Annotated in this window: 11 protein-coding genes; 8 read left to right on the forward strand and 3 right to left on the reverse strand. The window is 69.7% G+C overall.

The window, feature by feature from the left end; translation table 11 throughout:
- The first annotated feature begins 6 nt into the window (after window positions 1-6).
- The 6 genes from HOV77_RS21395 (at window position 7) to HOV77_RS21420 (ending at window position 4,472) form a co-directional block, all read left to right on the forward strand.
- A complete protein-coding gene (locus HOV77_RS21395) occupies window positions 7-1,227 on the forward strand; it encodes a cation:proton antiporter (RefSeq protein ID WP_290864349.1) in 1,221 nt (406 codons plus the stop codon).
- A 61-nt stretch (window positions 1,228-1,288) separates the two neighbouring features.
- Complete coding sequence (locus tag HOV77_RS21400) at window positions 1,289-1,927, forward strand: GntR family transcriptional regulator (RefSeq protein ID WP_290864351.1); 639 nt, start codon at window positions 1,289-1,291, stop codon at window positions 1,925-1,927.
- 54 nt (window positions 1,928-1,981) lie between these two features.
- Window positions 1,982-2,590, forward strand: a complete 609-nt coding sequence (locus HOV77_RS21405; RefSeq protein ID WP_290864375.1) for a M23 family metallopeptidase — start codon at window positions 1,982-1,984, stop codon at window positions 2,588-2,590.
- On the forward strand, window positions 2,577-3,359 hold the full coding sequence (locus HOV77_RS21410) for an inositol monophosphatase family protein (RefSeq protein WP_290864353.1): 783 nt from the start codon (window positions 2,577-2,579) through the stop codon (window positions 3,357-3,359). Before HOV77_RS21405 ends, HOV77_RS21410 begins: the two co-directional genes overlap by 14 nt.
- The gene (locus HOV77_RS21415) at window positions 3,356-4,012 is read left to right on the forward strand and encodes an HAD family hydrolase (protein ID WP_290864355.1); all 657 of its coding nucleotides are present in this window, start codon (window positions 3,356-3,358) and stop codon (window positions 4,010-4,012) included. The genes HOV77_RS21410 and HOV77_RS21415 overlap by 4 nt, the downstream gene beginning before the upstream one ends.
- 118 nt (window positions 4,013-4,130) lie before the next feature.
- Entirely contained in the window at window positions 4,131-4,472 is a 342-nt protein-coding gene (locus tag HOV77_RS21420; protein WP_290864357.1) for a DUF488 family protein, read from the forward strand.
- Window positions 4,473-4,533: 61 nt separating this feature from the next.
- Here HOV77_RS21420 and HOV77_RS21425 read toward each other — a convergent pair whose 3' ends face one another.
- The gene (locus HOV77_RS21425; protein ID WP_290864359.1) at window positions 4,534-5,169 is read right to left on the reverse strand and encodes a response regulator transcription factor; all 636 of its coding nucleotides are present in this window, start codon (window positions 5,167-5,169) and stop codon (window positions 4,534-4,536) included.
- Entirely contained in the window at window positions 5,157-7,127 is a 1,971-nt protein-coding gene (locus tag HOV77_RS21430; protein ID WP_290864361.1) for a histidine kinase, read from the reverse strand. The genes HOV77_RS21425 and HOV77_RS21430 overlap by 13 nt, the downstream gene beginning before the upstream one ends.
- 130 nt (window positions 7,128-7,257) lie before the next feature.
- On the opposite strand from HOV77_RS21430, the gene HOV77_RS21435 reads away from it, so the two are divergent.
- Window positions 7,258-7,812: a hypothetical protein gene (locus tag HOV77_RS21435; RefSeq protein WP_290864363.1), complete on the forward strand. Its 555-nt coding sequence runs from the start codon at window positions 7,258-7,260 to the stop codon at window positions 7,810-7,812.
- 192 nt (window positions 7,813-8,004) lie between these two features.
- Entirely contained in the window at window positions 8,005-11,322 is a 3,318-nt protein-coding gene (locus HOV77_RS21440) for a S8 family serine peptidase (protein WP_290864365.1), read from the forward strand.
- A 91-nt stretch (window positions 11,323-11,413) separates the two neighbouring features.
- On the opposite strand, the gene HOV77_RS21445 is transcribed toward HOV77_RS21440, so the two are convergent.
- Entirely contained in the window at window positions 11,414-12,628 is a 1,215-nt protein-coding gene (locus tag HOV77_RS21445) for a hypothetical protein (RefSeq protein WP_290864367.1), read from the reverse strand.
- Window positions 12,629-13,124: the final 496 nt, after the last annotated feature.

Consider the following 13,124-nt stretch of genomic DNA (forward strand, 5'->3'; position numbering starts at 1 on the left):
CCGCCTATGCACGCCGCCTTCACGCTGATCGAGATCGGCGCCATCATCCTCGCCCTCGGGCTGCTCGGCGCGTTGTCGCTGCGCTTCAGCATCTCACCGATCCCGCTGTATCTGCTGGCCGGTCTGGCCTTCGGCCACGGTGGCATCCTGCCGCTCACCACGAGCGAGGAGTTCACCGCGACCGGGGCCGAGATCGGTGTCATCCTCCTGCTGTTCACCCTGGGCCTGGAGTACACCGCGCCCGAACTCGTGGGCACGTTGCGCACCAACGCTCCGGCCGGTCTCGTCGACCTCGTGCTCAACTCGCTCCCGGGCGTCGCCGTCGCGCTGCTCATGGGCTGGGGGCCGGTCGCGGCCGTCGCGCTCGGCGGGATCACCTACGTCACGTCGTCCGGCATCACCGCGAAGGTGATGGCCGACTTGGACTGGCTCGGTAACCGCGAGGTCCCGGTCGTGCTGTCATTGCTGGTCTTCGAAGACCTCACGATGGCGGTCTACCTGCCGATCCTCACCGCGATGCTGGCCGGGGCCGGATTCCTCACGGGCGCGATCACACTCGGCATCGCCGCCGCCACGATCACCGTGATCCTCATCGTGGCGCTGCGATTCGGTCACATCGTGGAGAAGCTGGTCGCCTCGCCGAGCCAGGAAGTGCTGCTCCTCAAGGTGCTGGGCCTGACAGTGCTGGTCGCCGGAGTCGCCCAATTGTTGCAAGTCTCGGCGGCGGTCGGCGCGTTCCTCGTCGGCATCGCGCTGTCCGGGCCACTCGCGCATCAGGCCCGCGAACTGCTGACACCGTTGCGCGATCTGTTCGCGGCGGTGTTCTTCGTCTTCTTCGGCCTGCACACCGATCCTGGGGATCTCCCGCCGGTGGCCGGCATCGCGATCGGGCTCGCGATCGTGGGCATGCTGACGAAGATGGCCACCGGCTGGTGGGCCGCCCGCCGCGCCGGGGTCTCGACCGTCGGCCGGTTGCGCGCCGGGGCCGCGTTGCTGCCGCGCGGCGAGTTCAACATCGTCATCGCCGGGCTCGCGGTCACCGCCGGGGTCAATTCCGAACTCGGCCCGCTCGCGGCGGCGTACGTGCTCGTGCTCGCGGTCACCGGCCCGCTCACGGCCCGCGCCATCGTTCCGATCGCCAAGCGATACGCACAACGGCGTGCCCCGATTCCGCGACAAGCGAGCGCTGAGGAGCATTCGCCCGAACGAATCACAGTCGATCCCTAGATCGGCGCCACCCGTGTACGATCCCGCATACGACCTGCTTCAGACGGATTGGGACACCGACATGGCCACGCGCAGCACCGAGTTCGTGGCCGACGTCGTGCACGAGCGGCTTCGTGAGGCGATCCTGTCCGCGCAGTTCCGCCCGAACCACCGCCTCGTCGAGGAGGAGCTGGCGGACTGGCTGAAGGTCAGCCGCACTCCCGTACGCGAGGCGCTCCTCCGGCTCCGTCAGGAGGGACTGGTCGAACAGCGCCGGGGCTGGATCGTGCGCGATCACGCCCCCGAGGAGATGCTGGAGATCATCGAGGCGCGGGCCGGGATCGAGGCGCATGCGGCGTACCTGGCGGCGGGTCGGCTCAAGCAGGACGACTTCGCCCGGCTCGACGAGCTGATCGAGCTCATGGAGGATCCAGGTGCGTCCCGAGTCCGGCTGAACGAGCTGAACAACGAGTTCCACGACCTCGTCGCCCAGGCGGCCGGCAATGCGCTGGTGAGCCAGTTCTTCCGGCGTACCAAGGTGAACTATTGGAACTTCCACCAGCCGGTGGTCTTCACCCCGGCCGACGACGAGATCGTCAACCGGCAGCATCGGGATCTCGTCGCCGCCCTCCGGGCGCAGGACGGCGAGACGGCCGCGAAGATCGCCCGCGAGCACGTCGAGAACACCGCGCGGATCATCATGTCGGCGCTCGGGCGCTGACATCTCCTTAACATCACGTTGAGTACGCTCGGCCCGGTGAACCGTCGCCGTGCCATCTGGCTGATCTCGCTCGCCGCCGCCACCACGGCCCTCGTCGTCGCCGCGTTCGTGGTCGTGCCGATGCTGCTGCCGCCCGGACCACGCCCGCTGTTCCAGCTGCCGGTCGCATGTGGAGAGACGTGGGAGCTCGGCACCTATCCCGGCCACGACGACTTCGACCTGGATCTGTTCCCCACCAAGGGAACTGCGTGGGGCCGTCCGATCCTCGCCTCGTTCGGCGGCACTGTCATCGAAGCCGGGATCAACGGCGAACTGGGCGGGCGTACGCCCAAGAAGCCGAACGGGCCCAAGGGCCGCGGCGGCGGCTACTGGGTGAAGATCGACCACGGCGGGAAATGGACGACGCAATACCTGCACATGCTGGAACCGCCCCTCGTGAAGGTCGGCGACGAGGTGCGGCAGGGCCAGCAACTCGGCAAGATCGGCAGCACCGGCGACTCCGGCGCGCCGCATCTGCATTACGAACAGCACCGGGGCTGGGAGAAGGTCGAGGCGTACTTCGACGGCCAGCCGTCCGGCATCACGACCGACGACCACGAGTACACGGTCAGGCGGAAGAGCAACAACTGCACCGATGTAGCCTCGCCAGGTGTCCCTGACTGATCACGGAGTCGCGGTCGCCGCGGCGCAAGCGGGCGCAGCCGTCGTCCGCGCGAAGTTCGGCAGCTCGCTGACCCGACATGCGAAAGCCCCCGGCGACTTCGCGACTGAGGCCGACCTCGCCGCTGAGCAGGCGATCCTCGAAGTACTGCGACAGAGCAGGCCCGACGACGCCGTGCTCGGCGAGGAGACCGGCGGCGAGATCGGCGAGCGTACCTGGTTCGTCGACCCGCTCTGCGGCACGCTCAACTTCGCCGCCGAGACCACCATGGCGTCGGTCAACGTCGCGCTGCGTACCGGGTCGGGGATCACCGCAGCAGCCAGCGCCGACCCGTTCACCGGCGAGATCTTCTGGACCGACGGCGACCGGGCGCTGATCCGGCGCGACTCCGAGGACCGCCCCGCGCATCCGTCGGCCGAATCGCGCCTGGTCGACCTCAACCTCGACCCGCATCCGGACAGCCCCGAGTTCTCGGCGACCGCCCTGCTCGCGAGTGTCGCGTTCAACCAGCGCTTCCGCCCCCGCGTCCTGTCCACCACGCTCGCGGTCGCCTGGGTCGGCGCGGGCCGGCGTTCGGCGTACCTGACGGCCGGGGATCTGCGCGACAGCGTGCACTTCGCCGCCGGGATCGCGTTCTGCCAGGCGGCCGGCTGCGTCGTCACCGGCATCCAGGGCCAGCCGCTGCATACGGGGGTCGGCGGGCTCCTCGTCGCCGCCGACGAACCCACCCACTCCGCACTCCTGGAGCTGCTGAACGAGGTGCGCCCGTGATCAAGGCGGTCTTCTTCGACGTGGGCGGGACGATCCTCGACGAGTCCCGGGAGTTCGAGACCTGGGCCGACTGGCTCGGCGTACCCCGGCACACGTTGTCGGCGGTCTTCGGCTCCGTGGTCGCCCGGGGCGGGCGCTTCGACGAAACCTTCGAGATCCTCCGGCCCGGCTTCGACTTCGCGACCGAACGGGCCCGCCGGGAAGCGGCGGGTCAAGCGGAGACATTCGGCGCGGAGGACCTCTATCCGGACGCGCGCCGGTGCCTGAGCGCCCTGCAGGAGCAGGGGCTGCTGGTCGGCCTGGCCGGCAATCAACCGGCGTACGCCGAGGCGATCCTCTGGGATCTCGACCTGGCCGTCGACGTCATCGGCACGTCGGAGGGCTGGGGCGCGGCCAAGCCGTCACCGGAGTTCTTCGAGCACGTCGTACGCGTCGGCGGCGGCGATCCGTCAGTCATCCTCTACGTCGGCGATCGACCGGACAACGACGCAACCCCCGCAATCGCCGCCGGTATGCACGCCTGCCTGATCCGGCGCGGTCCCTGGGCCCACATCCTCGACAGTGCGCCAGTGGCCGGCGACTGCCTGTTCAACATCGCATCGCTGGACGAATTGCCCGGTCTCGTCGCTCAGCACAACGCCGCCGCCCAGTAGTTGATCTAGGCGAGTTTCGGCTGCCTGGGCCGCCATTTCTCGCCTAGATCGACTTGTGGAGCCGCGGAACGCGCCCGGGAACGGCCCGCCGAGCGGTACATTCCGGATTGTGGTCCAGATGAAGCGCATTTACGACCCGCCGGGCGACGACGACGGAAAGCGGGTACTGGCCGACCGGCTGTGGCCGCGCGGGATCAGCAAGGACGAGGCGGACATCGACGAGTGGCTCAAGGACGTCACGCCGTCGACCGAGTTGCGCAAGTGGTACCACGAAGATCCGCAGGCGCGGCACGCCGAGTTCGTCCGGCGCTACGAGCAGGAACCTCGCGGATCCGCCGAGCAGGCGGCGCTGACTCAGCTTCGGCAGTGGGCGGCGGCTGGCCCGGTCACCCTGCTGACCTCGGCCAAGGATCTGGAGCACAGCCACCTCGCCGTGCTGACGCACGTGCTGTCGCGCTGACCCGCTCACCGCTGGCGGGGTCGGTGCCGCGAAACGCCCGAGCGGAGCCGGCCGAGCAAGGTCACGCCGAGCGAAGGTAAGCGAGCACCGCGAGCACCCGCCGATGGTCCTCATCGGAGGCGGAACTCGTCAGCCCGAGCTTCTGCATGATCGAGCCGACGTGGGTCTCGACGGTGCGGTCGGTCAGCCAGAGTCGCCGGGCGATGCCGACGTTCGTGCGTCCTTCGGCCATCAGTGCGAGTACTTCGCGTTCGCGGGCGGTCAGGCCCGGTAGCGGCGGTCCGCCGAGGAGCCGGGCGACGACCTCGGGGTCGAGCGCACACCCGCCCGCGGCCACCCGGCGCATCGCCTCCAGGAAGTCGTCGACGTCGAAGACGCGATCTTTGAGCAGGTAACCGAAACCGCCCCGGGCCACGAGCTCGACGCTGTGCCGGGTCTCGATCTGCTGGGAGAGCAGCAGGATGCCGAGCTTCGGCCACCGGTCGCGGAGCGTACGCGCGGCGCGGGCGCCGTCGTCGGTGTGGTCCGGCGGCATCCGGATGTCCACAATGGCCAGATCGGGTTCGTGTTCGGCGACGGCGGCGACGAGTGTGACGGCGTCACCGGCCTTGGCGACGATCTCGTGCCCGGCGTCGGCCAGCAGCCGGGCCAGTCCTTCGCGGAACAGGGCGGAGTCCTCGCCGATCACGATGCGCACGGCAGCACCGCCTCGATCGTGGTGCCCCGCCCGCTCGGGCTGTGCACTTGCAACGCACCTCCGGCGGCGGCCACCCGGTCGGCGAGTCCGGCCAGGCCGGAGCCGGGCCGCAGCTGGGCGCCGCCTCGGCCGTCGTCGCGTACCTGCACGGACAGGGCTGCGTCTTCCCGGATCAGCCGCAGCCCGATCCATCCGGCGTCGGCGTGCTTCATCGCGTTCGTCACCGCTTCGCTGACGACGTAGTACGCCGTCGTCGCGACGTCGTCGGCGATCGGCCCTGTCTCCACCTCGACCGTGACCGGCAGCCGCAGCGATCCGGCCAGGGTGCGTACGGCGACGTCCAAGCCGTCGTCCAGGCTGCTCGGTCGCAGTCCGTGGGCGATCGCGCGCAGTTCGGCGACCGCGGTGCCGAGTTCGGCCACGCTCTCGTCGAGCAGCCCGTCGACGTCGACCGTGCCGTCGCCGAGGTGCCGTTGCGCCAGCCGCAGCGCCAGGCCGAGCGACACCAGCCGTTGCTGCGCGCCGTCGTGCAGGTCCCGCTCCAGCTTGCGGCGCTCCGAGTAGCCCGCCGCCAGTAGCCGCGCCCGGCTCGACGCGACGTCGCGCAACGCGGCCGAGAGCCCGATCCGCAGCCGGGTCACCTCCACCAGCAGTGCGCTCGCCGCGGCCACCTCCCGCGTGAGCTCACGGCTCGTGGCGTCCCCGCTCCGGATCACCGCGCCGATCTCCTGGCCGTGCAACACGATCGGAACCGCGTCCTCGGGGTCCGCGATCGGCCCTCCAGCCGCGTCCACGAGCTGTTGTTCGCCCGGCAGCTTGTACGCCAGAAGCAGCGCCCGGTCCTGTAAGGCGGTTCGCAGCACCCGTTGCAGCTCCTCCGGCTGACTGTCGCCGGTGTCGATGCGCTGCCGCAACGCGGCGATGGCGTCGAGCGCGGCTCGGCGGCGGGGATAGAGCCGCCGGTCGACGACGCGCTGCGTCCGCGATCGGACGGGGGTCAGCGCCGCTGCGCATACTGCCGTCGCGCCCGCGGCGACGACCGCGCTGCCACCGCCGGCCACCAGCCCGCCGGTGAACGAGACGACGGTGTAGACGCCGAGCAGAACCGTCGTCACCGTGCCGTACGTGACGGTGGCGGCGATCGCCTTGTCGACGTCGTAGAGGTCGTGCCGAAGCATCGCGATCGTGGTGCCGACCGGGATCGTGATGAACAGTCCGAACAGGCCGATCAGCGCGAGGTCGGGCATACCGAGGAGCAGGTAGCTCGTCCAGCACAGCAGCAGCGACACCGGCAGCCACAGGCCGGCGAGGGCGAACCACTTGAGCTGAGCCCGTTCGCTCGGCCGGACCGCCCGGCGGAACCGCCCGACCATCGAGGCGGCGCTCGCGATCAGCAGGACGAGCAAGGTGACCGGCAACGCCATCACGAACGGGATCGCTCCGTCCGGCAGCACGCCGAAGGCGTGGGGTGAGTTCTCGAACGGGGGCGGGTACGCCTCCGGCGTCATCCCGGCCAGGATGTCGAACGCGACGAGCAGCGCGATCAGGCCACCGGCGACCCAGCGCCAGCCCGGTCCGGGCAGCCGTCCTTCGGGGAAATACAGCACGAGCAGCGCGACCGGGACGTACATCAGCATCCACGAGCCCTGGTCCAGCGTGCCCACCACGCCGGGCAGCGGAAGCCCGGTCACCGCCGCCGATCCATAGGTCTCGACCGACGGGATCACCGCGATCGCCAGCCCGACCAGGGTCAGCAGCATGCCGACCGGGTTCTGCGGGCGATGCCGCGCGATCACCTGCCCGAGCGCGAGCGAGGGCAGGCTGAGCACGACTCCGGTGGCGTACCAGAAGACGACGAACAGTCCGGCGTCGGAGCCCAGCCGGATCAGCGCCACGGCCCCGGCGACGAGGAACACCCCGGCCACGACCGCGATCGCGACGCTCACCCGGCGATACATGGGCTCAGCGTACGGATCGGGAGCCGCCCGGCACATCCGTGTCAGCCCGGAGGAACCTTCCGGGTCCGCTCCGATGCGCCATGCGTACGCCGGCTCCGATGCTGAGTCCCACCGAATGAGGGAGGAAGTCATGAGCAAGGTGTGGGGGAGCGTCGGGATCGCGGCGGCCGTGTTGTGGGCGGCCGGCATCCTGCTGCAGTACGCCGACGCCGACAGCAAGCCCGGTGAGCTGCTGATCGACGCCGGCTTCATCGGCATCGCCGCGATGATCGCCGGTATGCTCGCCGCCGGGATCGGCGGACGCGGGGTGTTCCCGGCGATCGGCCTCGGCCTGTGGTCCTTCGGGCACCTGAGCATCGCCCTCGGCGGCTTCGTCGAGATGGCCACCGGCAACGCCGACAACCCGTTCTATCCGATCGGTGGTCTCGGGCAGATCGTCGGCGGCATCCTGGCGGCGGTCGCCATCGCCCGCGCCGGAGTGCTGACCGGGTGGCGGCGCTGGACGCCGGTCGCCTGGGTGGTGACCTATCTGGCCGTGTTCGCGACGCTGTTCACCGCGAGCGACGACGGGGTCCAGGCCTGGCAGCTCGCGCCGTTCGCGGTGTGGCTGGCCACGATCGCGCTGACCGGGTACGCCGTCGCGACCGCGTCGGCGGCCGACGGTGTGGTGGCGCGGACGGCGTGACTCCGGGGTCCGGCGTACGCCGGCGGGGGTGGCTGGCGGGCGCCCGGGCTAGCGACCGGGCGCCCGCCAACGGTGATCGTCTAGTAATCAGTTCGTGATCATCTGTCCACTGTGGTGTTACCTAACCGAGAAAGGGTCGGTTTGGGAGCGCTCCCACATCCACATGGGAGTGTCCAGTTAGGGGGAAGCACAGTGCACAGAAGGAGATGGGCCGGCGTCGTAGCCGGCGGGATCCTCGCGGCCATGCTCGCCGTGCCGAGCGGTGGAGCCGTCGCCGCCTCGGCCCCGGCCGCCGGCGTCGCCGGTGCGATTCCGACCATGCCGACCGCGGCTCACACCACGATCACGCTGGTGACCGGCGACAAGGTGACCCTGACCGGGGTCGACCAGGTCTCGGTCGAGCGCGATCCGGCTCGCACGGGGATCACCTTCACCACGATCCGGCGGCCCGACGGCCACATCCTGATCATCCCGTCCGACGCCGCGCCGTTGCTGGCGGCCGGACAGGTCGATCTGCGGCTGTTCGACGTCACCGAGCTGGCCCGGCAGGAAGCCGGCGAATCAGTACCGCTGCTTGTGGCGTACCAGGGGAAAGAGAGCGACACCACCGCGAAGCTGAAGCGGGCCGGCGCGACGGTGACCCGCCGGATTCCCGGTGCCCGGACGTTGGCCGTGCGCGGGACCGGGGTCAAGCTGTGGCGTCAGGTGACCGGTACGCGGGGACTGGCCACCGGCGTGACCGGGCTCTGGCTGGACGCACGGCTGCACGTGACGCTGGATGTCAGCGTGCCGCAGATCGGCGCGCCGACGGCCTGGGCGGCCGGCTATGACGGCACCGGGGTGACGATCGGCATCGTCGACACCGGTGTGGACTGGAGCCACATCGACCTGTGGGGTCAGGTCATCCAGGCGCGCACGTTCGTCGGCGGCTCGGAGTACGGCGACACCGTCGGCCACGGCACGCACGTGGCGTCCACAATGGTCGGCAGCGGCGTCGGTTCCGGCGGCAGCTACAAGGGAGTCGCACCGGGCGCGAAGCTGTTGGTGGCAAAGGTCTGCCTGGCCGCCGACAACTGCCCGACGTCGGCCATCCTCGAGGGGATGGAGTGGGTCGCGTCGGCCGGGGCGAAGGTCGTCAACGTGAGCCTCGGCGGCTCGCCCACCAACGGCATCGACCCGATGGAAGCCGCAGTCGAGTCACTGACCACGCAGTACGGCACGTTGTTCGTGATCGCCGCGGGCAACACCGGTGCGGAGGAAGCCGTCGGATCGCCCGCCACCGCACCGTCGGCGCTGGCCGTCGGCGCGGTCGACAAGTCCAACAACCTGGCGAGTTTCTCCAGCCGTGGTCCCAACCCCGACGGGTACACCATCAAGCCGGAGATCACCGCGCCCGGCGTCGGCATCGTGGCCGCCGCCAGCCCGAGCGGGCCGAACGCGAGCAGCACCTACGTCTCGATGAGCGGCACCTCGATGGCTACCCCGCACGTCACCGGCTCGGCGGCATTGCTGGCCCAGCAGCATCCCCAGTGGACGGGTACGCAGCTCAAGGGAGCGCTCGTCGGGGCGGCCCTGCGCAACCCCGCGATCGCCGTCGCCGCGCAGGGGGCGGGCCGGGTCGACGTCGCCCGCGTGATCGCGCAGTCGGTGCAGGCCGATCCGCCGACCGTCACGTTCGGCACGCCGGACGACGGCACCGCGCTGACCCGGACCATCACCTACCGAAACCTCGGCAGTACGCCGGAGACGCTGTCGCTCGATGTGGCCGCGGAGAACCCGCAGCGGGGCCTGGCTCCGGACGGGATGTTCCAGCTCAGCGCCACCTCGGTGACGGTTCCGGCCAACGGCTCCGCCTCGGTGGTGCTGACGGCGAACCCGGCGCTCGGCACGATGGACGGGTTCTACTCCGGGCGGATCCTCGCCCACGGCGCCGACGACACCCGCGTCACCACGCCGTTCGGGCTGCACCGCGTCGGGGAGGCACACACCCTGACGCTGTCGCACCTCGACCGGACGGGCGCGCAGGCCGCGTACTACACCACCCTGGTGCTGGACACCTTCGGCCGGGTGCACTTCGTCGCCACCAACACGCCGGGCACGCTGACCGTCCGGCTGCCGAAGGACGTCTACCTCGTCGCCACCAACATCTTCACCGGTGCCGGCAACTCGGAGACGACCATTCTGCGCGTACCGAGGTTCTCGCTGGACGGCGACACCTCGCTCGTGATGGACGCCCGGCTCGGGCAGCCAGTGAACATCACCGTGCCCGACACAGCAGCCCGGAAGTACCTCACCGAGGTCTCCGGGCAGCTCGAACTCACCGACGGCCGGGTGCTCGCCCTGGGCAGCGTCGCCTGGACGCCGACCGTCTACAGCGGACTCGTCCGGGACGACCCGACCATCGGGGCGTACCGGGTGAAGGTGGCGGCTCATCTCTACCACCCGGGTCCGGACGGCACGGAGCTCAACGCGCCGACGATCTATCACCTGGCCTGGTTCGATCTCGGCGCCTGGCCGGTCGGGTTCACCCGGACGGTCGCGGCGGGCAGTCTGGCCACAGTGGAATCGCGGTACGCCGCCCAGGTCGCCGGCTCGACGGGCTACTCGACCACCTTCCCGCAACCGTCGCAGACCGGCTTCCAGGTGTCGTTCGGCTACGGCATGCCGATGACGCTGCCGTTCACCCGGGACGAGGTGTTCAACGCCGACGGCGGGGTGAAGTGGAACACCGAGTTCGAGGAGTACACGGCCGACAACCGCGTGCTCGCTGACCTCGGCTCCGGGCTGATCGCGTACAGCGGAGGACAGCACATCGTGGAGACCTGGAACAAGCCGGTCTACGCGCCCCAGCTGGCCGGGCCGCTGTACCCGGCGAACTGGGTCGTGCGTACCGGTGACGTCCTCGGTGGCTGGGTGCCGCTGTGGGGCGACAGCTCGGGTCACTACGGGTTCTCCGAGGCGCAGACCGCGTCGGCGAGCAGCCTCAAGCTGTTCAAGGACGGGGTGCTCGTCGGCCAGGAGACCTCGATCGCCTCGCAGCAGCCGTGGCAGTTCGCGGTTCCGGCCGGCAACGGCACGTACCGGCTGGAGGTGTCGGCCGTCCGCGGCGCGCCCGCGACGCTCGGCACCCGGTCCACGGTGGCCTGGACCTTCGCCTCCAGCCACGTCGACCCGAGCATCTGGACCCGGCAGCCGCTGTGGTCGGTGACGCTCGCCCCACCGGTCGACGCCACTTCGACGGCTCCGGCGGGTGCGGATCTCACCATCCCGCTCACGGTGGCCGCTCAGCCGGGCGCCTCGGTCAGCGGGTTGCGCTCGGTGACCGTGGCGTACTCCACCGACGACGGTGCGACCTGGGCGAACGCCACGGTCACGGGGTCGGGGAGCGCGTACGCCGCGACGGTGCACCATCCGTCGGCGGCCGGCTTCGTCTCCCTGCGGGTGACGGCGCTGGACTGGGCCGGCAACTCCGTCGAGGAGACGCTGATCCGGACCTACCGGATCGGCTAGTCCGTTAGGGCTGCAGATCACGGTTACGCATGCTTCCCGCCCGGGATTTGGCCTGCGTAACCGTGATCTGCAGCATTCACGCCGGACGGGGTCAGCCGGTGAAGTCGGTGCTGCGGGCCGAGTTCGACGGCCATAGGTACTTGCCGTTGTCGGCCACCTTGAAATGCGAGTTGTCGTCGCCGGCGCGTACTTGCAGCCGGTTGTTGCGCCAGGTCGAGCCGCGGGACTTCCCGCCCCAGATCCCGCCGTAGTTGAACCCGTAGAGCTGGCTCAGCTCGGCCGAGAACACGTTGCCGGTGACGGTGATGTTCGTGGCGTTGTCCCGGGTGCCGATGCAGAGGGCGTACCCCCAGCCGGAGACGTAGTTGTTCGTGAACGACACGTGGTCGTAGACGCCGGTTCCCTGCAACGCCAGACCGTTCGTGTTGCCCAGGGACGCGATCGTGTTGTGGTCGACGATCATCGGCCCGCCGTCGCCCTCGCTCTGCGGCCCGATCCCGTCGTGGTGGTACTCGTCGTGCGAGGTGTCGGCCAGGTCGTGGAGGTAGTTGTTCGTCCAGCGCGACGGCTTGCCGGGCCGTCCGGTCGTCATCTCCAGCCCGGCGTTGCCCCAGATATCGTTGTGGTCCATCGTCGCGACCGCCCCCGCCATCGTCGTCATCAGCTGCCAGGACTTGTCGAACGGCGTACCGGGCGGGGCGGGGGCCGAGGAGACCTTCCCGTTGTTGCCCGGCGGCTTCGCGTACGCGGCGGGTTTGAACGTCGAGTAGCGGAACGTGATCGCTGTGTCGGCGTAGATCTGCACGAGGTTGTCGTTCGGGATCGTGCCCTCGAACAGGCAGCCGATGAAGGTCAGGTTGTCGCCGTAGATGGTCACCTTCAGGGCGAGGAACCGCTGGAAGGAGATCACACTGTTGTCGGGGAACTCCAGCCGTAGCGGCTTCGACGCGCTCATGCCGGAGGTGTGGTCCTTCAGCTTGCCCGGGTACGCCCCCTTGCCGAGTCCGCCGGCGTTCGCGGGGGTGTGTATGTACCCGGTGTTGGAGAAATCGGGCCAGTAGCCGGTGCCGTCGTTGGGGCGCGACGCGAGCGCCGATCCCTTCTTCGTCACGGACGGCGACGGCGAAATCGAGGCGGACGCGGAGACCGCCGGCGAGGCCGAGGTGGCGGCTGACTCCGTAGACGACGGCGCGGCCTGGACTCGGATGTCGGAACCCGAGTCGTGCGCGGTGACGTAGCCGGCGCCCGCGCCGATCACCATCGCCGCCACCGCCCCCGCAGCCAGCCAGCGCAACGGTAGCCGCATAGATGCCTCCGATCAGGCCCCGGACGCCAGGGCGGCGTCCGTCGAGGTTGGACAGACCTGCTGAGGATACTCGGCCCGACCCGAGCGCCGTCCGGATCGATCTGCGTCGCCTGGTCGGCTCGCCCGACCCTGACCGAACGGATCTGGTCAGCATTCTTACCGACCCCGCGATTCGGCGTACACGCAGCTCAGACCACACGTTGATCAAGTAACGGTAAGGAAACTTAATAAGACCTATTGACAAACCTGCCCCCGCAGTAAGAACTTTTACCGCAACAGTTAACAGTCCTTGCCATTATCACGTATGTAGACCCGTGAAGGGGCGTGCCAGCGATGGATCGCGAGGTGACCGTCGGTGCCGGGCCAGACGACGCCGACGCGCTGTTGCCCCAGATCCAGGTACGCCTGACGGAGTTCACGGGGGCGTTGCGGCGGGTGGCCGATCATGTTTTGGCGGATCCGGCGGCGGCGGCGCGGGCGACGATCGTGGAGTTGG

The organism is Hamadaea sp. (assembly GCF_013362815.1).
In the GTDB taxonomy this organism is placed as follows: Bacteria; Actinomycetota; Actinomycetes; order Mycobacteriales; family Micromonosporaceae; genus Hamadaea.